The sequence below is a fragment of the Parasphingopyxis algicola genome (genome assembly GCF_013378075.1).
In the GTDB taxonomy this organism is placed as follows: Bacteria; Pseudomonadota; Alphaproteobacteria; order Sphingomonadales; family Sphingomonadaceae; genus Parasphingopyxis; species Parasphingopyxis algicola.
Genome location: NZ_CP051131.1, coordinates 2,740,956 through 2,762,463, shown reverse-complemented (window position 1 = coordinate 2,762,463; position 21,508 = coordinate 2,740,956). Strand labels below are relative to the sequence as shown.

General features: G+C 64.1%; 17 protein-coding genes and 1 tRNA gene. 8 read left to right on the top strand and 10 right to left on the bottom strand.

Going from position 1 to position 21,508, the window contains the following annotated elements; genetic code table 11:
• Positions 1 to 91 precede the first annotated feature (91 nt).
• Positions 92 to 892, top strand: a complete 801-nt coding sequence (locus HFP57_RS13780; RefSeq protein ID WP_176870325.1) for a Rossmann-fold NAD(P)-binding domain-containing protein — start codon at positions 92 to 94, stop codon at positions 890 to 892.
• Here the strand turns inward: HFP57_RS13780 and HFP57_RS13775 are convergent.
• From HFP57_RS13775 to HFP57_RS13750, 6 genes are all read right to left on the bottom strand, one after another.
• The gene (locus HFP57_RS13775; protein ID WP_176870324.1) at positions 889 to 1,833 is read right to left on the bottom strand and encodes a DMT family transporter; all 945 of its coding nucleotides are present in this window, start codon (positions 1,831 to 1,833) and stop codon (positions 889 to 891) included. The genes HFP57_RS13780 and HFP57_RS13775 overlap by 4 nt on opposite strands.
• The gene (locus HFP57_RS13770) at positions 1,830 to 2,837 is read right to left on the bottom strand and encodes a threonine aldolase family protein (RefSeq protein ID WP_176870323.1); all 1,008 of its coding nucleotides are present in this window, start codon (positions 2,835 to 2,837) and stop codon (positions 1,830 to 1,832) included. Before HFP57_RS13770 ends, HFP57_RS13775 begins: the two co-directional genes overlap by 4 nt.
• A gap of 31 nt (positions 2,838 to 2,868) precedes the next feature.
• A complete protein-coding gene (locus HFP57_RS13765; protein WP_176870322.1) occupies positions 2,869 to 3,258 on the bottom strand; it encodes a response regulator in 390 nt (129 codons plus the stop codon).
• A gap of 24 nt (positions 3,259 to 3,282) precedes the next feature.
• Positions 3,283 to 4,281, bottom strand: a complete 999-nt coding sequence (locus tag HFP57_RS13760) for a sensor histidine kinase (protein ID WP_176870321.1) — start codon at positions 4,279 to 4,281, stop codon at positions 3,283 to 3,285.
• Between the two features lie 157 nt (positions 4,282 to 4,438).
• Positions 4,439 to 4,513, bottom strand: a tRNA-Thr gene (locus tag HFP57_RS13755).
• A gap of 421 nt (positions 4,514 to 4,934) precedes the next feature.
• Positions 4,935 to 6,731, bottom strand: a complete 1,797-nt coding sequence (locus HFP57_RS13750; RefSeq protein ID WP_176870320.1) for an aminopeptidase P family protein — start codon at positions 6,729 to 6,731, stop codon at positions 4,935 to 4,937.
• Between the two features lie 303 nt (positions 6,732 to 7,034).
• On the opposite strand from HFP57_RS13750, the gene HFP57_RS13745 reads away from it, so the two are divergent.
• Together HFP57_RS13745 and HFP57_RS13740 are read left to right on the top strand one after the other, a co-directional pair.
• Complete coding sequence (locus tag HFP57_RS13745) at positions 7,035 to 9,194, top strand: S9 family peptidase (protein WP_176870319.1); 2,160 nt, start codon at positions 7,035 to 7,037, stop codon at positions 9,192 to 9,194.
• 527 nt (positions 9,195 to 9,721) lie between these two features.
• Positions 9,722 to 10,117 carry an acyl-CoA thioesterase gene (locus tag HFP57_RS13740; RefSeq protein ID WP_176870318.1) on the top strand — a complete coding sequence of 132 codons (396 nt, stop codon included), beginning with the start codon at positions 9,722 to 9,724 and terminating at the stop codon, positions 10,115 to 10,117.
• 6 nt (positions 10,118 to 10,123) lie between these two features.
• Here the strand turns inward: HFP57_RS13740 and HFP57_RS13735 are convergent, their stop codons facing one another.
• Positions 10,124 to 10,831 carry a lipase family alpha/beta hydrolase gene (locus HFP57_RS13735; RefSeq protein ID WP_176870317.1) on the bottom strand — a complete coding sequence of 236 codons (708 nt, stop codon included), beginning with the start codon at positions 10,829 to 10,831 and terminating at the stop codon, positions 10,124 to 10,126.
• 71 nt (positions 10,832 to 10,902) lie between these two features.
• Here HFP57_RS13735 and HFP57_RS13730 point away from each other — a divergent pair, with 71 nt between their 5' ends.
• Positions 10,903 to 12,471 (top strand): phytoene desaturase family protein, encoded by a 1,569-nt coding sequence (locus HFP57_RS13730; RefSeq protein ID WP_176870316.1) that lies wholly within the window; start codon positions 10,903 to 10,905, stop codon positions 12,469 to 12,471.
• Between the two features lie 30 nt (positions 12,472 to 12,501).
• Here the strand turns inward: HFP57_RS13730 and HFP57_RS13725 are convergent, their stop codons facing one another.
• A complete protein-coding gene (locus HFP57_RS13725) occupies positions 12,502 to 13,224 on the bottom strand; it encodes an LCCL domain-containing protein (protein WP_218135024.1) in 723 nt (240 codons plus the stop codon).
• Between the two features lie 211 nt (positions 13,225 to 13,435).
• Here HFP57_RS13725 and HFP57_RS13720 point away from each other — a divergent pair, with 211 nt between their 5' ends.
• Complete coding sequence (locus HFP57_RS13720) at positions 13,436 to 14,143, top strand: 6-phosphogluconolactonase (RefSeq protein WP_176870314.1); 708 nt, start codon at positions 13,436 to 13,438, stop codon at positions 14,141 to 14,143.
• A gap of 405 nt (positions 14,144 to 14,548) precedes the next feature.
• The gene (locus HFP57_RS13715) at positions 14,549 to 15,103 is read left to right on the top strand and encodes a PadR family transcriptional regulator (RefSeq protein WP_176870313.1); all 555 of its coding nucleotides are present in this window, start codon (positions 14,549 to 14,551) and stop codon (positions 15,101 to 15,103) included.
• Between the two features lie 95 nt (positions 15,104 to 15,198).
• Here the strand turns inward: HFP57_RS13715 and HFP57_RS13710 are convergent, their stop codons facing one another.
• The gene (locus HFP57_RS13710; RefSeq protein ID WP_176870312.1) at positions 15,199 to 18,105 is read right to left on the bottom strand and encodes a TonB-dependent receptor plug domain-containing protein; all 2,907 of its coding nucleotides are present in this window, start codon (positions 18,103 to 18,105) and stop codon (positions 15,199 to 15,201) included.
• 400 nt (positions 18,106 to 18,505) lie between these two features.
• Here HFP57_RS13710 and HFP57_RS13705 point away from each other — a divergent pair, with 400 nt between their 5' ends.
• Together HFP57_RS13705 and HFP57_RS13700 are read left to right on the top strand one after the other, a co-directional pair.
• Entirely contained in the window at positions 18,506 to 19,168 is a 663-nt protein-coding gene (locus tag HFP57_RS13705) for a TetR/AcrR family transcriptional regulator (protein ID WP_176870311.1), read from the top strand.
• A gap of 153 nt (positions 19,169 to 19,321) precedes the next feature.
• Positions 19,322 to 20,986, top strand: coding sequence for a GSCFA domain-containing protein (locus HFP57_RS13700; protein ID WP_176870310.1), 1,665 nt, complete (start codon positions 19,322 to 19,324; stop codon positions 20,984 to 20,986).
• 57 nt (positions 20,987 to 21,043) lie between these two features.
• Here HFP57_RS13700 and HFP57_RS13695 read toward each other — a convergent pair whose 3' ends face one another.
• Complete coding sequence (locus HFP57_RS13695) at positions 21,044 to 21,259, bottom strand: hypothetical protein (protein WP_176870309.1); 216 nt, start codon at positions 21,257 to 21,259, stop codon at positions 21,044 to 21,046.
• Between the last annotated feature and the right edge of the window lie 249 nt (positions 21,260 to 21,508).

Below are 21,508 nucleotides of genomic sequence, written 5' to 3'. Positions count from 1 at the left end.
CCGGCCCGGCGGCACAATCGGGCCGGGCAGAGTTTATCCGGAGGGCACGATGATGGCGGCATATCTGATACCGACGGAGGCAGGCTAGTCCATGCCGCATATGCTGATTTTCGGGCTCGGCTACACGGCGGGGCTTTTGGCCGAGCGACTGCGTTCGGAGGGTTGGATCGTGTCGGCCACGCGCCGTGCCGCGGGACCGGACGCCATGGCTTTCGACGACCGTGAGGCGGTCACCGCAGCTCTCGGCGCAGCGAGCCATATCCTCTCCTCGGTGCCTCCCGTGGATGGCCGCGATATCGTTCTCGACACCTATGGCGCGGCGCTGGCCGAGGCACCGGCCGGCTGGATCGGCTATCTGTCCTCGACGGGCGTCTATGGCGACACCGATGGCGCCTGGGTCGATGAGACCGCCCCGATCGGCGGTGGACGGCGCAAGGCCCGCGCCGAGGCCGATGCGGCCTGGCAGGGGCTGCGCGGCGATATCCGCGTCTTCCGCCTGCCCGGGATATACGGTCCGGGGCGGTCGGTTCTCGATCGCATCCGCTCGGGGAAGGCGCACCGGATCGACCTGCCCGGACAGGTGTTCAGCCGGGTGCATGCCGATGACATCGTCGCCGGAGTTATGGCGGGGTTCGAAGGGCCGGCGGGCGTCTATAATCTCGCCGACGATCGGCCCGCGCCGCACAACGATGTCGTCGCCTATGGCTGCCGGTTGCTCGGCGTCGAACCGCCGCCGCTCCAGACCATGGACGAAGCCGGACTGAGCGACATGGCGCGCGGCTTCTATTCGGAGAATCGCCGGGTGGCGAACGGGAAGGCGAAACGGCTGTTGGGATGGACGCCGGCCTATCCCGATTATCGCGCCGGGCTCAGGGCCGTCGCCGCCGTCTAGGCCGGAATGCGGGGCCGTTTCGGCCGCCGGGCGCGCATCGCGTAGAGCAGCCCGGCAATCGCCAGCACCGCACCGGCGATCGCGAGCGGTGACCAGACATAGCCTTCCAGAAAGGTCGAGAAGACCATCGCGACGATCGGTACGATAACCCCGGTATAGGCAGCCTGGGCCGCCCCGATCTCGCGGATCAGGCCGAAATAGATCGGGAAGGTGACGGCCGAGCCGATAACACCGAGATACAGGACACCGGCCAGATAGCCGAGCCGCATCTCGATGACCGGCGGGCCCACCGTCGCCAGCGCGAACAGCGCGTCGAACAGCGCCCCCCACAGCATCGCCCAGGCAATCAGGGTCAGGATCGGATGGGCCCCTGCGCCTTCGCTCGCCTGCAGGATGTTCGCCGTCGAGGCGCAGAGAATCGCCACCAACGTGAGGCCGATCCCGATAAAGACCGCGCTCCCGCCGACCGGCGCCAGGCGATATTCCTGGACGAACAGCAAGGCGATGCCGGCAATCGCGATTCCCGATCCGATCACGAAGCTGGCGGTAATCCGCTGGCCGAGAAATATCCGGCCGAGGATCGCATTGGGGACCATCAGCAGCGCGAACATCACCGCGACGAGCCCCGACGTGATGAAGAGCTCCGCGCCGTAGACGAAGTTGAAATTGAGCGCGAACTGACTGCAACCGAGCAGCACGGCCCAGAAATGGCCGCGCCGGTCGAGCATCAGCGGTTGCCGGCGAACGGCGACAACCAGGAACATCGCAAGGCTTGCCGCGAGGAACCGGTAGCTGACCGACCAGACCGGCGGCACGCTCGCCAGCTGGTCCTTGATAACGATCCAGGTCGAACCCCAGATCAGCGAGATCAGCAGGAAGGAGAGCAGGATCCGCGGCGTCCAGAAATTCGTGTCCGCATCCGCCGCGACGGGCTGATTCATAGGGCGACGATCGCTTCGACCAACGGGCGCACCTCTTCCTTGCCTTGGTCCCAGCTGGTGACGAACCGGGCCTCGCCGATGCCCCAATCGTAGAAATCGAACCCGGCCGCGCGCAGAGAGGCGGCATCTTCCGCGCTGAGACGGATAAACACCTCATTGGCCTCGACAGGATGGACGAGCCGGCCGGGCGCCGCCTCGGCGATCAGCCGCGCGCCCGCGTTCGCCGCGCGCGCATTGGCCAGCCAGAGATCGTCCTCGAGCATCGCCAATATCTGGGCGGCCAGATAGCGGCCCTTCGAAAGCAGGTGCCCGCCACGCTTGCGCCGGTAACGGATTTCGGCCGCCTTTTCGCGGGCATCGCCGAACAGGATCATCGCCTCGGCCGACAGCCCGCCATTCTTCACACAGCCGAAGCTCAATATGTTGACACCCGCACGCCAGGTGATGTCGGCGGGCGCGCAATCGAGATGCGCGACGGCATTGGCGAAACGCGCACCGTCCATATGGAGCGCCCAGCCGCGCGACCGGCACAGATCGCCGAGCGCCCGCACCTCGTCCGCCGTGTAGACCATGCCATATTCGCTGGCCTGGGTGATCGAGAGCGCGGCAACTTGCATCTGGTGGACGTCGTCGCGGATCGTCGCGGCGATGCGTTCGACCTCGTCCGTCGCGAGCTTGGCGCCCTCGCCCGTCCCGAGCAACAGCTTCGCGCCATGGGTGTAGAATTCCGGCGCGCCGCACTCGTCATTCTGGATATGGGCTTCTTCATGGCAGATGATCGCGCCATGCGGCGGGCACAGTGCGGTCAGCGCGAGCGCGTTGGCGGCGGTGCCGGTCGAGACCCAGAGCGCGGTGACGTCGGTCTCGAAAATCTCGGCGAAGGCACCATCGAGCTTTTGGCTCAGCGCATCGTCGTCATAGGCGGTATCGACCCTGTTCGCAGCGGCCAGCGCATCAAGCACGGGCTGGGAGACGGCGGCGGCATTGTCGGAGAAAAAGCGCATGCGAGCCGCATGATATGCGGACGCGGAAAGGTCAACCGATGCGCCCGATCCGCTCGACCGTCTCGTCGGGCCGATCGGACGTCAGCGCCGCGCGAATTTCCTCCAGCCCCAGCGGTTTGCGCAACAGGGGCGCGCTCAGGCCCTCGGCTTCATATTGGGAATCATATCCGGACGCGAAAACGAACCGGACATTGCGCCGATCCAGCTCGTGCGCGAGCGGAATGGAACTTTCCTTGCCGAGATTGATGTCGAGAAATGCGAAATCGAACTGCTGTTCGTCGACCAGGTTCTGTGCGTCGGCGAGCGTCGCGGCATGGCTCACCTCGGGCACGCCGAGGGACTCGATCATGTTCTGCAAGACGTAAGCGAGCATATGCTCGTCTTCGACGATCAACACCTTCTCCGGCATGGTATCCGACATCTGCATGCCCCCCCGATCAACCTGTCATCCGGCCTCGCCAGGCCATGGCGCCGACAATATATATTTCAAACCGGTTTCCCGATAGTCGAGCACCGCTTTTCCGCCAAAATCGCCGGGCAATATCCTGGTCAACAGCGTCGAACCGAAGCCGGAGCGCTCGGGCGCCGCGCATCGCGGTCCGCCGCGCTCGGTCCACTCGAACCGGAACGCCACACCGTCTTCGCCGCGTATCCGCCGCCATCGCAACGCGACCGACCCCTGTTCGGTCGAAAGCGCACCATATTTGATCGCGTTGGTCGCCAGCTCGTTGATCGCCATCGCAAGGGTCAATGCCTGGCGCGATTCGAGCCGGACCTTGCCGCCTTCCAGGCTCAGGCGATCGGCATTGTCGAGATTGAACGGCCGCAACGCCCGCCGCACGACCTGGCGGAAATCCGCACCCGTCCATTTCTCCTCAGTCAGGATGTCATGGGCGCTGGACAGCGCCTGCAACCGCCCGGTGAAATCCTTCTTCGCCTCGGCAACCGGTTCGTCCTTGCGGAACGACATATGCGCAACCGCCTGCACTGTCGCCAGCGTATTCTTCACCCGGTGATTGAGTTCGTCGACGAGGATCCGCAGATGCTCCTCATCGGCTTTCCGGCGCGTAATGTCCTCGATCAGCGAGATGCAGAAATCGGGCGCGCCATCGGGTCCGCGCTGCAGGCCGACCGTGAGGTTGATCCAGATCAGTTCGCCGTCCTTGCGGAAATAGCGCTTCTCCATCTGATAATGCGGAATCTCGCCCCTGATCAGCGCCTGGAGCTGGCCGAGATCGGTTTCGAGATCGTCGGGATGGGTGATGTCCTGAAAGGTGATGGCGAGCAGCTCGTCGCGCTCGTAACCGACGATTTCGAGCAACCGTTCATTGACCCGCAGCCAGGCGCCGTCGAGGCCGACATGCGCGATCCCGATCGCCGCATTTTCGAATGTCGCATCGATGAAATCGGCAGATTCCCGCCATTTTCCGTTCCAATGATACATCCACCCCACCTCGCGAGTTAGGCATTGCAAGAACCACAAAGCAATCGACCATCCGGTCTATGCCGGACCGGCTGTTCGCAGCCCTTTTAGATATCGGTGATGTGTAAAGACTTTGTTGACCGTAAGACCGATCAGAAAGGTGCGTTTCGGACAGGAATGGTGCTGCTGGAGAGAATTGAACTCTCGACCTCACCCTTACCAAGGGTGCGCTCTACCACTGAGCTACAGCAGCGTGCCATTTGCCGGAATGCGGGCGAGCCTATGCGCGCGGAAGGGTGAAGATGTCAAGGACGAGACTTGGCTTTTTGCGCGGTTTTGGGCAGCGTGACGGCCATGGCAGACAAGGACGAACGTGCGAAAAGGCTGGCCGAAGAGCTGCGCAAGAATCTGCGCCGCCGCAAGGGCCAGGCGCGCGACCAGAAGACGGACGGGAAACGCGAAAGCGGCTGACACAATATTGCACGCCGGCGACAGCATGATCCGAAGTTGGCGAAGGGGACGGGCATGGGTGCCCTGGGGTCCCGTCATGCACCGTTTTCCGGTCTCCGTCGCGCCATAGCGGCCCGCCCGGCGCAACTTTCGGGCACGTTTCGCAAGCTTAGGGCGTCACCATGCACCCCTCGGGCCCGTCGGCGCACGCCGCCCGCTTCCCATCAATCGAGCGGCGCGCAGACTTCGCCGAGCCACGCCGCCGTCGGATCGTCGAGATGGGGGCCGATCTTCGCCACCACGTCCGCATGATAGCCGTCCACCCAGTCGCGTTCGGCCGGCGTCAGCAGGCGCGTATCGATCAGCTTGTGATCGATCGGCGCGAAGGTCAGCGTTTCGAAGCCGAGCATGACCGCCTCGCCGCCCGGAATCTCGCGCTCCTCGATCGCGACGAGATTCTCGATCCGGATCCCGTATTCGCCGGTCTTGTAATAGCCGGGCTCGTTGGAAAGGATCATGCCTGCATGCAGGGGCTCGTCCCAGCCCGCGCCCGGATAATTGGCGGCGCTGATCCGCTGCGGCCCTTCATGGACGCCGAGAAAGCTGCCGACGCCATGGCCGGTGCCGTGCATATAATCGAGCCCGGCCTGCCACAGATGCTGGCGCGCGAAACTGTCCAGTTGCGTGCCGCGCGTTCCCTGCGGGAAGACGGCGGTCGCGAGCGCGATATGGCCCTTCAGGACGCGCGTGAACCGGTCGCGCATCTCGTCCGTCGGCGTGCCGACGATCACCGTGCGCGTCACATCGGTCGTGCCGTCCGGATACTGGCCGCCGGAATCGACGAGATAGATCTGGTCCATTTCGAGCGGAATGCTCGATTCCTCGGTCACGCGATAATGGGGGATCGCGGCGTGCGGGCCCGCGCCGGATATCGCATCGAACGACAGGTCGCGCAGCAGATCGCTCTCCTCGCGGAATTCCTGCAGCCGCTTCGCCGCCGAAATCTCGGTCACGCCACCCTTGGGCGCTTCGAGCGAGAGCCAGTGGAGGAAACGGACCAGGGCCGCCCCGTCGCGCTCGTGCGAATCCCGCGCGCCCTGCAGCTCGACCGCATTCTTGATCGCCTTGGGCAGCACGGCGGGTTCCTGTTCCGCGACGATCGTCGCACCCGCATCGTCGAGCGCCCGGAAGATCGCCGACACGGCGCGTTCGGGATCGGCGATGACCTTCTTGCCTTTGAATTCGGCCAGCGCGCCCCTGAACGCGCTGCGCGCGTGTACGCGCACGCCATTGCCGAGATGGCGCAGCACATCCTCGCTCATCTTGTCGGGTTCGATATAGAGGTCCGCCGTCGCATCCCCGTGGACGATCGCATAGGCGAGCGCGACCGGCGTGTGATCGACATCGGCGCCGCGCACATTGAGCGTCCAGGCGATCGAGTCGAGCGCCGCGAGCACGGCGGCATCCACATCCTTCTCCGCCATCGCATCGGCCATTTCCTGCCGTTTCTGGGCGGAAGATTTGCCCGCGAAACCGTCTTCGTGAACAATCAGCTTGGCGTCGGACGGCAGGGGCTTGTCCGGCCAGACCGCGTCGATCGGATTGGTGTCGACCGGAACGAGTTCCGCGCCCTTCTCGGCCAGCGCCTTTTCCGCAGCCTTCACCCATTGGCGGGTGTGGAGCCAGGGGTCATAGCCGATCCGCGCGCCATTATCGGCATGCTCGCCCAGCCATTCGGCGATGCTGGTTGCCGGAACACCGACATATTCCCAATGCTTTTCGTCCACCTGCTCGCGAACCTGGATCGTGTAGCGCCCATCGATGAAGATCGCGGCTTCCTCCGGCATCACCACGGCCGAACCGGCGGACCCCTGGAAACCGGTGAGCCAGGCGAGACGCTGCGCATAGGCGCCGACATATTCGCTCATATGCTCGTCGGTGAGCGGCACGACGAAGCCGGTCAGCTTGCGGCTCGCCAGCTCCTCGCGCAGGGCCTTGAGGCGGTCTTCATAAGTGGACATTCTTTGCAATCCTTCAGCGAACTCATCGGCCAGGTATCAGCCCTCCCCCTTGATGGGGGAGGGTTGGGTGGGGGTGAACCATCCGCGAGCGATAGCGCCAACTGACAGATCACCCCACCCAGTGTGCAGGTGAAACTTGCCCCCAGCAAGTTTCAGAAATGCCTGGGAGGCATTTCGACCTGTTCACTCCCCTCCCCATCAAGGGGAGGGGAACAAGGGTGCGCCTAATGAGCGGTTTCATGTTTCGCTGGCCTGTTTATCCGGTTAGACAGCGCCGATCCACCCGTTGCGAAAGGCTCTTCCATGTCCCGTTCCCTGATCGCCGCCGCCAGCCTGATCGCTCTCGCCACGCCCGCCCCCGCTCTTGCCCAAGAAGAAAGTCCGTCCGTGCTCGAAACTGCCAGTACCACCCTGCCCGAACCGCCGGTCGCCGACCGGCGTCCGCACAGCTTCACGATGCACGGGATCACCGTCGAGGACCCGTATCACTGGATGAAGGACCAGGGCTATCCGGAGATCGACGACGCGGACGTGCTTGAATATCTGAACCAGGAAAACACCTATTTCGAAGCGGTTATGGAACCGCACCAGGCGCTGATCGACACGCTCTACACCGAGATGCGCGGCCGGATCCCGGAAAATGACGCGAGCGTACCGATCCCGGACGGCGATTACGAATATTGGTACGCCTATAATGAGGGCCAGGAGTACCGGCTCTGGTATCGCCGCCCGCTGGCCGGCGGGGGCGACGAGTTGCTGCTCGACGAAAACGCGCTGGCCGAAGGCCATGAACAGTTCAGCCTCGGGACCGTCGCGGTCAGCCCCGATGCCCGGCTGCTCGCCTATTCGACCGATACCGACGGATCGGAGCGGTTCGTTCTGCGCTTTCGCGACCTTGCGACGGGCGAGGACCTGCCCGACACGATTCCCGATGTGAATGGCGGCGTGGTCTGGGCCGCGGATTCGGCCAGCATCGTCTACACCCCGGTCAACGAGAATTGGCGGACCGAGGTCGCGATGCACCATGTGCTCGGCACCGAGGCGAGCGCCGACCGCGAAATCTATCGCGAGACCGAGGAAGGGATGCAGCTCGGCATCGACCAGACCCAGTCGCGCCGCTTCCTGACGATCAATGCCGGGGACAATGTCTCGAACGAGGTCCGTCTCGTGCCGCTCGCCGACCTGACCGCCGAGCCGGTCCTCGTCTCACCGCGCGAGACGAACCGCCAGTACAGCGTCGAGGAACGCGAAGACACGCTCTACATCCTCGTCAACGACACGCATGTGAACTTCCGCGCCGTCACCGCGCCGGTCGACGCTCCGGGCACATGGACCGAGCTGATCGCCGGGTCGGACGCGCTCTACCTGACCGGCCTCACCACCTTTGCCGATTTCTACGTCCTCGAGCTGCGCGAGCGCGGCCTCGATCAGGTCGAGATCCGCGGATATGACGATGAAGCGATCCGCCGCGTCGAATTTCCCGAAGCGAGCTACGACGCCGGCCTCGGCCCCGTGGCGGAGTTCGACGTCGATGCGATCCGCATCGACTATGAATCGATGGTCACCCCGGAAACCGACTACAGCTACGATCTCGCCAGCGGCGAACTCACGGCGCTCAAGGTCCAGCAGGTGCCGTCCGGTTACGACGCCAGCCAATATGCGACCGAGCGGCTCGAGATCGAGGCGCGCGACGGCGCGATGGTGCCGGTCAGCCTCGTCTATCGCCGCGATACCGAGATCGGCCCCGACACGCCCGTCCATCTCTACGCCTATGGCGCCTATGGCTATGCGATCCCGCCGAGCTTCTCGACGCGCCAACTCAGTCTTACCAATCGCGGCTTCATCTTCGCCATCGCCCATATCCGGGGCGGCGACGATCTCGGCTATCAATGGTATCTCGACGGCAAGCTCGAGCGGCGGAACAACACATTCAACGATTTCGTCGACGTGGCCAGAGGGCTGATCGCGCGCGGCTATACCAGCGCCGGGCGGATCGCGGCCTCGGGCGGATCGGCGGGCGGCGAACTGATGGGCGTCGTCGCCAATACCGATCCCGAGCTCTGGGGCGCGGTCGTCGCCGAGGTGCCGTTCGTCGACGTGCTCAACACGATGCTCGACGAATCGCTGCCCCTCACCCCGGGCGAATGGCCCGAATGGGGCAATCCGATCACCGATCCGGACGCCTTCCGCCTGATCCAGAGCTATTCGCCCTACGATAACGTCAGCGCGCAGGACTATCCGCCGATCATGGTGACGGCGGGGCTCAACGATCCGCGCGTCACCTATTGGGAGCCGGCCAAATGGACGGCCCGGCTGCGCGCGACACGGACCGACGACGACCTCACCGTGCTGCGCACCAATATGGGCGCCGGCCATCGCGGCCAGTCCGGCCGGTTCCAGGTGTTGCGCGAGGAAGCCCAGGCCATGGCCTTCATGCTGACGCAGCTGGGCGTGGAGGAGTAGGCGGGCGCCGTTCCAGCGCCATCATCCGTCATTGCGAGCGCAGCGACGCAATCCAGAGCCGCGCGAGAGATGCTCTGGATTGCCGCGTCGCCTGCGGCTCCTCGCAATGACGAACTCGTCAAGGTTGGTCTCACCTTTCCGTTTCGGTATGAGCCAACCCGTCATGCTGAACTTGGTTCAGCATCCACTCCTCCTTCTGCGAGGATGGCACCGATCGCACAGTGGACCCTGAAACACGTTGGTGTTTGTCCCTTTCCGACAAGGATCGTCATTGCGAGCGTAGCGAAGCAATCCAGAGCGGCAAGCGACGTCGCCTGCCGCTCTGGATTGCCGCGTCGCCCCGAAGCAAGTTCGGGCCTCCTCGCAATGACGAAAACCACCTCTGTGGCCGTTCCTTGTCCGAAGGGGATAACCGCCAAACACGTTCGGGGTGACCACATCTTTTCAACGGGACGGCTGCCACCCGGCTAAGTTACAAGTCTGCATATCCTCTCCCGCTTCAGGGGAGAGAAGGCTAAGGGAGAACCATGTCCTACTCCCACACCGTCACCGCGCGCGCCGAGCATATCGACATACTCGGCCATGTGAACAATGCCGTCTGGGTCCAGTGGATCCAGGATCTCGCCATCGCGCATTGGGAGGCGGTCGCCGCGCCGGAACATGTCGACGCCTATATCTGGGTCGTGACCCGACACGAGATCGACTATCTGAGGCCCGCGCTCGAGGGCGATGTCGTGACCGGCACGACCTGGATCGAGGAACCGCCCCGGGGTGCGCGCTTCGACCGTTACATGGAGTTTACCAGCGCGGACGGGAAACCATGCATCCGCGCGAAGACGACCTGGGCGATGCTCGACAAGGCCAGCGGGCGGCCGGTCCGCGTGACGCCGGAGATCGCCGCGCCGTTTCTGGCGGAAGACTGAGCGGGCCTATCGCGCCAATATGGCGAGAATCGCGCGGAGCGCGCGGCGGTCCGATGCGAAGTCCATGTGCCGGCAATCGAGCTCGATCGCCCGGTCGGCCTCGCCTGCCGCGCCGCGCGCGCAGTCGGCTGGGATGACCCCGTCGCGGCGGGACCAGAGCGCGGTCGTCGGCACCGGCGGTTTCTCGTGGAGACGCACGTCGATCGGCGGCTTGTCGACCGGATAGCGCGCGATCAGCTCGTAAAGACGCCAGACCCGGTTGTGGCGCGGGTCGCCCGAAAAGGGGCTGCCGAGCGTGATCACCTGGTGCACCGCGTCGGGCGAGACCTTGGCCAGTTCGCGCGCATAGACGCCGCCCAGGCTCCAGCCGACAAGCGCGACAGGGCGGTTAGCCTCCTCGGCAAACCCGAGGATCGCCTCGTTCATCCGGCCGAACAGTCCCCGGCTCAGCCCGAAATTGACGCCATGTCCCCAGCCATGCGCGGCATAGCCCGCGGCTTCCAGGGTCCGGCGCAGGCGCGTCGTCGACTGGTCGGAGGCGAGAAAGCCGGGCAGGACGAAAACCGGACGACCGTCGCCGGCGAAGCCCTTCGCCGCCTCTTCGTCCACGCCGCGCTTGCGGACGGACGAAAGCAGCGCGACGCCTTCGCCCGCAAAGCTGCGCAGGCTGGGCAGCGCGGGCGCCTGGTCCAAGGTCGGGCTGGCTTCGTTCATGACGCTTTTATTACAGCCATAAGCTTAACCTTCAATTGCGCTTTGGCGGGCGTCGCCTCAAAAGCAGCACCATGGCGAAGGGCAAGGCGGTCATCATCGGGGCGGGGCATAACGGGCTGGTCTGCGCCTGGTATCTGGCGCGCGCCGGCTATCGGGTCGAGATGCTCGAGGCGCGCGGCATCGTCGGCGGCGCGGCGGTCACCGAGGAATTCCATCCGGGCTTCCGCAACTCGACGGCGAGCTACACGGTCGGCATGCTCGATCCCGATATCGCGAGCGAGATGCGCCTGGCGGAGCATGGCCTGCGCATCGTCCAGCGGCCGGTCGCCAACTTCCTGCCGCTCGATCCCGACAATTACCTGATCATGGGCGGCGGGCGGAGCGCCGAAGAGGTTGCCAAATTCTCCGAGCGCGACGCGGCCACGCTCCCCGAATATGAGCGGCGGCTCGGCGCGGTGGCGCGGCTGCTGCGCCATCTCACACGGACGATTCCGCCCAATGCCGGCGGCGGGATCGGCGATCTCTTCCGCGCGATTCAGCAGGCGCGGACGGCGCTCAAACTGCCGATCGAGGCGCAGCGCGACGCCGTCGACCTGTTCACCCGCTCGGCGCGCGAATTTCTCGACGGCTTTTTCGAGAGCGATCCGGTCAAGGCCGCCTTCGGTTTCGACAGCGTCGTCGGCGCGTATCACAGTCCCGACACGCCGGGCTCCGCCTATGTGCTGCTCCATCATGTGTTCGGCGAGACGGGGGGCAAACCCGGCCAATGGGGGCATGCGATCGGAGGGATGGGGGCGATCACCCAGGCGATGGCCGCGGCCTGCCGGCAGGAAAACGTCGCGATCCGGACGGACATACCCGTCGCCAAAATATTGATTTCAAAGAGTAAAGTGGACGGCATCGAAACCGCGACGGGCGAACGGATCCGCGCCGATATCGTGATCGGCAATGTCCACCCGAAACGCCTGCTGCTCGAGATGCTCGACCGCGATGCCCTCGACCCGGCGCTCCGCGCGCGGATGGAGCAGCATGTTTCGGGATCGGGCACGTTCCGGATGAACGTCGCGCTCGCTGAACTGCCGCGCTTCGCCTGCCTGCCCGAGCCTGGCCCGCATCTCTCCAGCGGCATCATCATCGCGCCGAGCCTCGACTATATGGACCGCGCCTTTCACGACGCCCGCGCCGATGGCTGGTCGAAACGGCCGATCGTCGAGATGCTGATCCCCTCGACGCTCGACGACAGCCTCGCGCCCGAAGGCGCGCACGTCGCCAGCCTGTTCTGCCAGCAATTCGATCCCGCGCTCGACTGGGACGCGCATAAGGACGCCGCGATCGAAACCATCCTCGACACGGTCGAGGCGCATGCGCCCGGTTTCCGCGCGAGCATCGTCGGCCGGATGGCGCTCTCCCCGCTCGATCTCGAACGGCGCTTCGGGCTGATCGGCGGCGATATCTTCCATGGCCGCATGTCGCTCGACCAGCTCTGGGCAATGCGGCCGCTGCTCGGGCTGGCCGATCACCGCATGCCGGTGCCCGGCGTCTATCTGTGCGGGGCCGGCGCGCATCCGGGCGGCGGCGTGACCGGGCGGCCGGGCCGCAACGCCGCCAGCGCGATCATCCGGGACGGCCGCCTTTTCTGAAGGTCGTCCGAAGGGAGCCCGCGGTCGCCCTCAGTCTTTCGTGCCGTCGAACGCGAAGCTGCCGGACCAGGCGCCATAGTCGCGCGAGTCGACGCCGTTCGCCGTCGATCCCGCATAATTTTCCTGCCCTTCCTCCAGGGTGAACGTCACATCGCCGCCATCGTTCGTGATAACTCCGGCATGGACCGCCGCGCGGCAGATGCTCGAATCGTCGGTATAGATATCGGTGCCCCAGACCGAGCCGGCCTGCGCCGCCTCGGCGCTGCAGCTGCACTTCACCGGGTCCTCGCTGCCGCGCAGATCGCGGGCGCTATCCGGACAGGCCTCGGCGGCCGCGACATCGTCCTCCGGTTCGCCGAGTTCGGCGCCTTCGAAGGCGAAACTGCCGCCCCAGCTGCCCCACTCCGCGGTCTGCACGCCATTGGCCTCGGATGCCGTGTAGGACTCGCGGCCCGGCATGAAATTGATCGTCACGTTGACGGGCTCGTCGGCGATCAGCCCGGCATGCATCGCGGCCCGGCAGACCGCGGAATCGTCCGAATAGGGTCCCGCACCCCATACCGTTCCGGCTTCCGCGACCTCGGCCGAGCAGGAGCAGGTGAAGGACGCCGCCGATCCGCGCATGTCCTGCACCCGTTCGGGGCAGGCATCGGCCAGCGGCGGGGCTTCCTCGACCGGCTCATCGGCCGCCGGTTCTTCGGCGACGCCGCCACAGGCGGCAAGACCGAGCGCCGCCGCTCCGACCAGCGACACAGTTGCTATCGACCGACATTTCATAAGACCCCTCCCAAGGCTGTAAGGCCGACAATGTGCACCGCTTTTCCGACTCAGGGCAAGTCCGGTCGGCCCGCCGAAACTATCGAACGACGCGGCCCGCCGTGCAAATCGCGCACGGCTCTGGCCTTCGCCGTCATAGCGGTTATGAGGGGCGGGAAACGAACCGGATCGAGCGGAGCCCAATGCAATGATCGAAGTGGAATGGTGGGAATTCGAAGACCATGAAACGCTGGCCAGCGAAGTGGCCGGCGATATCGGATTCATCATCGAAAAAGCGATTGAAACCAACGGCAAAGCGGAACTCGCGCTGCCCGGTGGGCGCACGCCCGTCCCGATCCTCGAAACGCTGGCCAAGCGGGATTTCGACTGGTCCAAGGTCCGCGTCTTCCCGACCAATGAACGGATCGTCCCCGAAGGCAGCGAGCACAGCAATTACGAGATGCTGGAACGGATCCTGGGCACGGCCGGCGCGACGGTGGAGCCGCTGATCGACCACGCCCAGAACTGGAGTACCAAGGAGGCAGGCCAGAGCGCCGATGCGCGGCTCGCCGGATTCAGCTGGCCGGTCGACCTGGTCTGGGTCGGCATGGGCGAGGACGGCTCGACGGCCTCGATCTTCCCCAACCAGATGGACGATGCGATCAACGCGCCGAAGAGCCGCCGCGCCGTGGGCGTGTCGCCCGATCCCATGCCCGAAAGCGCGCCGTTCGACCGGGTGACGCTAACCCGCGGCGCTTTGCTCAGCGGCCATACGATGATCGTCACCCTCGCCGGGCCGAAGAAACGCGAAGTGCTTGAAAAGGCGATCGAAGACGGCCCGCTTTCCAACGTACCGATCGGCCGCGTCCTCGCCGAGGTGGAAGTTCCGGTCGACATTTACTGGAGCGCCAACTAGAAACGCTTCCCATAACAAAGGGGGCAGAATGGTCGCGCTAGGGGCAGCGCTGGCTATGCGGGCGCCGCGCGAGGCGGCGCCGGCCATAGTGCAGAGGATCGGCATGTTTGGGCACCGGGTGCGCCCGCCGGGTACGCGCATTCGCGCGGACGCGGTGCCCTGTCGCGTGCCTCTGGCAGTCGATCCCGGACCCAACCGGCCGGCCCGCCCCGCCGCACATCGGCGGCACCCTGTGGCCGCGACACCGATGGAAAAACCGCAATATTCCGAGGCCGCCGGCCAGTCGTCGCACAGTCGGTATTACTATTCGAGCTATGCCCGCAGCTTGTGGAAAGATTTCCGATGTGACAAGGCGCGCTATTTGGCGCTGCCATCGAATCGGACGAGGAACGAATACATCCCGAGATGACCGCACAAGAGACGCCGCAGACACTCACCGATCACGAAGGTTCCCTCTTGTCTCTCGTTCATCGGCTCCAGCCGATCACGGCCTATAAAGTCGCGAAATTCTATCAGGAATCGCCGGTCGCCAGCGTGAACAAGAGCATGGGTCAGGTCTATCCCATGATCAATCGATTCTCGAAGGAGGGCCTGATCGAAGGCCGCCAGATCGAGGACGATGCCCGCGGCACCGAAGTCTGGCGCACCACCGACAAGGGCGAGGTGGCGCTGAAGGCCTGGCTCCGCGAATTCAAGCCCGCCCAGCTCATTCCGCACGACACGCTCGGCACCAAGGTACTCTCCTTCGGCCTGTTGACGCATCAGGAACGCATCGACTGGGTGCTCGAAGCGAAGGCCGAGCTGGAAAAGAAACAGGCCGAGCTCGAAGACTATAACGAGAAATCCGATCAGCCTTTCCAGGCCTATGCGCACGACAATGCGACGGGCATCCTGCGCGCGCGGATGGACTGGCTCGACCGGGTGCTCTTCGATCTCGTCAAGAGTTCGGCCGGCAGCTAGCTGCCGACCCCGACACTTTCCGCATAAAAAATGGCGAGGGTGGGACTTCCAAAACCACCCTCGCCATCAGACTAGAACGTGACCAAACGTTCTAACTAGAATCGGATTCTCCCGGTAACCGAGTAGCGCCGACCCAGCGTGTCATAGGTCGACGGATAGGTGTTGCCGGCGTTCTGCGAGCTCGTGCCCACCGAGTTGCCGACGATCGGCGGATCGCGATCGAGCAGGTTGAACACCGACAGCGTCAAATCGAAATTCTCGCTGACGTTCGACCGGATCGTCAGGTCGAAATAGCTCGCATCGTCGATGGATTCGAACTGCGGATCGAGGCCGGCCCGGCTCAGGATCCGTTCGTAATCGACCCCGTCGATCCAGCGCCATAGCAGCGAGATATCGGCGATATCGTCGATGCTGACCGTGCTGCGCAGGTTGAACGACCATTCCGGCGTGATCTCGCCGCCCAGGGTCTGCGACGGGAAGCCGCAGTTCGAGCTGTACTGGCCGACGCATTCGCGGTTGATCCCGCCCGGCACGGCCTGGAACTTCAGCGTATCCGTCCAGTTGCCGTTGAGATCGAAATTCAGCGAACCGAAGCTCATCGGCAAGCTGTAGGCGACGCGGAAATCGACACCGCGTGTTTCCAGCCTACCCTGGTTGGTGAGCGGCGGCGTCAGGCCCGGCGTGTCACCGCCACCGTTCAACGAACCGTTGAGCGGGTTGCGGATGACCAGCGAGCAGACCGACGGGTCGCTGCCATTGCCATCGCTGTTCGGACCGTAGCAGGGATTGAGGATGTCGTCCGGAGTCCGCTGGGTGATCGCATCGGTGATCGTGATGTCGTAATAGTCGACCGTCACCGAAAGCCCGGGTACCTGCGGCGGCGTCAGCACGAGACCGATGGTGTAGCTTTCCGCGATCTCGGGATCGAGATTCGGATTGCCGCCCGTCGTCAGGTTGATCTGCTCGGCGGACGGTTGCGAAATCACGCCCGCATTGACGAGTGCCGGAGGGGCGCCCTGCGCGATGCAAATTGCCGTTAGCGTCGCGTTGCCGACCGGATTGGTGCCGGCGCACGGATCGACCGCCAGGCCGGTAAGCCCGGTCGTGACGGGCAGGAAGAGCTCGCCGATATTGGGCGAACGCACCGACCGCTGGAAGATACCGCGAACGCGGACGCCCTGGAACGGTTCCCAGCTGCCGCCCGCCTTCCAGGTGACGCTCGTACCGGTGTTGGAATAATCCGATACACGGATGCCGCCCTCCGCTTGCAGGCTGTAGAAGCCCGGAACATCTTCGACGATCGGGATGATGAGCTCGGCAAAGCCTTCGATCACGTCGTAGCGGCCGCCGAACGAAGGGGCCGGAGCACCGGTGCCGAGCACCTCGTCCTGCGTTCCCTCCGAAACATCGGCAACGCGGGTCGCGTTATATTCGCGATATTCGACGCCCGCCGCGAAGCCCACCGGCGTATCGGTGAAGAAGCCCCGTTCGCCGAGATCGCCGAACAGCGAGGCGTTCACGACCGCGAGCGAGATATTGTCCGCGAAACCCGTCGGCTGGTCGAAAAACGCAACCGAACGCGGATCGATATTCGTGCCGACCCCGCCGCCGAACAGATTGATCGGGAAACAGCCGTTGGACGGATCCTGGCAGTTTGTCGCATCGTCCGCACGCAAGGCCTGCTGGACGCGGGACTTGAGGCCCCAGCCCTGGCGCGTGAGGTTGCGCTGGGTTTCGCCATAAGAGGCGTAGACGTCATAATCGATCGAATCGGTCAGACCGCCACGCACACCGGCCCAGAGCTGGAACTGGTTGAATGTGTTGGTCGTGTTGCGCGGCCCCTGCTCGACGAGACGGCGGTTGATCGTGACCGGAACCTCGAGATAGTTCGGGTCGGCCTGACCCGTCGCCGCCCCCGCGGCCGTACAGGTCGCCGGATCGACATTGACCACCGGCGAAGCGCAGATCTGTTGCCGGATCGTCTCGTTGATGAACGGGTTGTTGAGCGGGAACTGCCACGTATCGCCGAACAGGCCCGACGGCGCGAGCCGCAGCCGCACGGTCGTCTTGTTGTACATCGCGCGCGAATAGACCTCGATGCCCGGCGTGACCTCGTAATTGGCCGACGCATAGACATTGTAGCGTTCGAACGGCGTCTGCAGATAGTTGAACGGCGAGAAGTTGAACGTGTTGAAGGTCGGAACGAGGGTCGTGCCGTCGGGGCTGAGCTGATTGACGCCGCCGCCGCCGGGCACCGTGCTCGAAATCCGGGTCGGCACCGAGGTGCCCGAACCCTGCGCCGCGCCCGAGCGCCCGCGGCCGACCTGCGAGAAGGTGCGGCCGCCCATCAGCACGTCGTCGACTTCCTGATAGCCGATGCTGAGGACCGCATTGCCGCGGCCGTCGTCGAAATTGGCGCCCAGGGTCAGGTCGCCGCGAAGGCGTTCGCCGTCACCGCGCTCGGTAATACCGTAGCTCAGCGCGGCTTCCAGGCCCTCGAAATCCCGCCGCGTCACGAAGTTCGCAACACCGGCGATCGCGTCGGCGCCGTACACCGAGGATGCACCGCCCGTGACGATCTCGACCCGCTCGATCAGCGCCACCGGAATGGTGTTGAGATCGGTCTCGCTGAACAGCGATGCCGGAACGAGACGCGTGCCGTCCAGCAGCACGATGTTGCGCCGCGAATCGAGGCCGCGCAGGTTCAGCGTCGCGATACCCGCGCTGCCGTTATTGACGGAGTTGCTGGCGCCCGGGGTGATGCCCGGCAGATCGCCGATCAGTTCCTCGGCGTTCGTCGACTGGCGAAAATCGATCTCGTCCTGGCCGACCACCTGGATCGGGCTCGACTGTTCGAGGTTCGGATTCGTGATGCGCGTACCCGTAACGACGATCGCCGGCTGTTCGGTTGTACTCGCGGCCGCGAGCTGTTCGCTATCCTGCGCAAAGGCCGGCGTCGCGACAAAGGCCGTCGCGGCACCGCCCAGCAGCAAGGCGCGCATGCCCCGAGTCCGTGCCGTGAATGACGTCGATTGTGTTGCTGTAGTCATGGAATTCAAACCCCTTCAAAAAATCCTTTTCAGCGGCGCCGGCGCGACGATTTCATCTGTCGCGATGCCGGTGAGGCGACGCCGCACTTCCTGTTCTGGTTGACGAAATATCCAACTCGTCGATGACCATGCGACGGGCTTATGGCGCTCCTGATTTCATCCCTCAACGATTTTTTCGCTCGATCCGTAGTTCATGCTGATCTGTGGCAATCGAACAACAGTGCGATTTATCTCTGTTTTTCGAAGTTTTATCGAAAATTCCGCGCATATTGCGAGACAGGCCATATTACGATACATATTATTTATTACGAAACGTGGTATTTGAGAGCCGAACGAAGCGAGAGGTGTTGGAATGGCCTGCAGCAGGAAAAACCGGATCGGCAAAGCTATCGATTGGCAGGAACGGCGCGCCGCCATCGCGGCAGGCGCGCTGCCGCTTTTCCTCGAACGGCCCTGGTCGGCCGTGAGCGTCGAGGACATCGCGGACAATCTCGAAATCAGCTACTGGCAGGTCTATTATTCATTCGACGGGCTGGAAGACATTTATCGCGCCTGCGTCGCCCGGCTGATCGATCGGGTGGAAGAGCGGATCGCCGCGCCGCCGTCGCCGGGTCTCTCGGTAAACCGGACGATCCAGGACTATGTCCGGCATGCGGCCGATATCGTCGGCAGCGATTCGTATCAGCATCTGCTCTTCCTGCGGCTGCGCGACGAGCATACCGATCCGTGGATCAAGACCGCCTATGAGGGCCGGATCGCCGAGCCGCTGCGGGCCGGGCTGGAGACCGCCGTCGCCAAGGCCGGCGAAAGAAACGAGCTGAGCATCGTGCTGCTCCACGGCATGCGGGAGCGCTGCCTGATGATGCTCGAGGCGGCGCTGGCGCTGCCCAGACTGCTCCAGCACGGGGAATTCGTCGACGAGACGTTCGAGCGAACGGTCTCGACCGTGGCGAAGGAGGTGTTTGCCGCGACCTGCACGTTCGACGGCTTCGATCAGGCCAGCGCCGCCGCCTGATCGCGGCTTTCGATCCCGTAACCGCCGACGCGATGCCGCAGCCCGGTGCCGACGGGCGCGCGCCATATCCGCCGCGAAACTCTCCTTTTCCGCACCGGCAAAATCGCCTAGCCTCGCCGCGTGTCGAGAAAGCCCGAACATGCGTGAGCAAACATGCCTTTGCTGATCCACAACGGCCCCGAAGCCGTTCGCATCCGCAAGGCCAACCAAGTGTCGACCTGGGGCAACCGGCTGGAGGACAATCGCGTCGAGCCCGTCGCCAAACCCGCGTTCGACGTGCCGTTCAAATTCAGGCGCAAGGAGCGGATATTCACCATCGGCTCCTGTTTCGCGCGCCATGTCGAAAACGAGCTGATCAAACGCGGCTTCCGCATTCCGATGCGCGACCTGCTGGCCCAACCCGCATTTGCCGACGTCAATGTCGAGGTCGTCAACAATTTCGGCACCCCGTCCATCTACAACGAACTCGCCTGGGCGTTCGGCGCGCAGGATTTTGACGAGGAAGATGCGTTCGTCGAAGTCGGCAAGGACAAGTTCGTCGATCTGCACATGATCAACAGCATCCGGCCAGCGCCGGTCGAACTGCTGCGCGAACGCCGCCGCGGGCTCTTCGAGGCGACGCGCATGCTGTCCGAATGCCGGGTGCTGATCATGACCCTGGGGCTGGTCGAGCTGTGGTGGGACGAGAAGGCGCAGATATATCTGAATACCGCGCCGCTGCCGTCGGTCATGAAAAAATGGCCGGACCGGTTCTCGCTCCACGTGCTGACGTTCGACGAATGCCGGGACTATCTGAACCGGGCGCTGGACCTGTGCATGGCGAACGGGCCGCGCGGCCTCCAGATCGTCCTTACCGTTTCGCCGGTACCGATGATGCAGACCCATCGCCGAATGGATGTCATGACCGCGAACAGCTATTCCAAATCCGTGCTGCGCGCGGTTGCCGAGCATGTCGTCACCGAGCGCAGCCAGGTCTGCTATTTCCCGAGCTACGAATCGGTGACCTATAGCGACCGGCGGATCGCCTGGATGGACGATCTGGTCCACGTCACCAAGGACATCGTGGCGTTCAACGTCGAACGCATGGTCAACGCCTTTACCGGCCGGACGACCGACACGGAGTGGATATTGCCGGACGATGCGCAGCTGCCGGCCGAGGACGCCGCGGCGCTGATCCTCGCGGAACGCGCGAACCAGGCGCGCATATATGACGATGCAGCCTTTTTCGCGGAGCATCGGGATGCCGCCACGACGTCTCCCGCATTCCGGCGCGAATATGCGCGATTCCTGGCGGAGCGGGACGCACATGAAGAGGTCGCCACACTGCTGGCGGACGATACGCGTATCGAAATGCAGCTTTTATGCGCTCAATCGCTGATGGAGCTGGGCGAATACCGGCAGGCGGTCGCGATCGCCGACCGGATTTGCGCAGATCCGCCGAAGGGCGATCTCCATTGGCGTATTCTGGTCGATGCGACCATGGCCGCCGGAACGGCCGACGAGGTGGTCGCCGTCGAGCGACGATGGATCGACTATAATCCGCGATACCGTTGCGCGGCGAAAGTCCATGTCGGTCAGGCATTCCGCCTTGTCCGCAACTACGAAGCGGCCATCGAGCGGCTCGGGGATGCCGTGAGTATCGGCGAAAAAACCCCGCCCATCGTCATCCAGCTGGCCGACTGCCTGATCGCTACGAAGCGGTACGAGGAGGCGCTCGACGCGATGAAAGGCGTAACGGGCGCGAATGACAGGCAGATACGCCGTCTGCAGTCGCTCCGCCAAAGGGCCGAAAAATATCTGAACCAAAAACCGGGCTGACCCGCGCGGCGGGACGATCGCTGTCCGATTGGCGACACGCAGCCGGCCAATGCCGATTCAATCGTCTCCGCGTTCGCCGCGCGTTGCGACAAGGCAATCCCGGTAACAATCCAAAATCCATTTGCGCGACGGCGCATTGCCGTTTTCCGGCCCGCCAATGCCGCGATAGTCGCGCCCTTCGGCAACGGCGATATCCCGCAACAGCAAATAGGCTATCGCTTCGGGCGTACCCGAAAACACGCCCTCTGCCGGTCCTTCGTCAACATCGTTCATCGCTGTCTGATCCCCAATCTGTAGGCGAGACCTGTTTCGATCCGTCCAAAACCCGTCAGTCTCTCCCCAATGCCCTCAACGTTACAGGAAGCGCAGAAGAGCGGCTAGCAGCGCTCGTCCCGAAATGGTAGATTGCAAATCTGGATATTTGCTGGAAAAAGCCGGAAGCTGTGCAGGTGATGGGCAAGTCAATTCATAGCCTGGCACGTTCGGCCCTTGGATTGACGGGGTAGCGGTCGCTGAAACCGG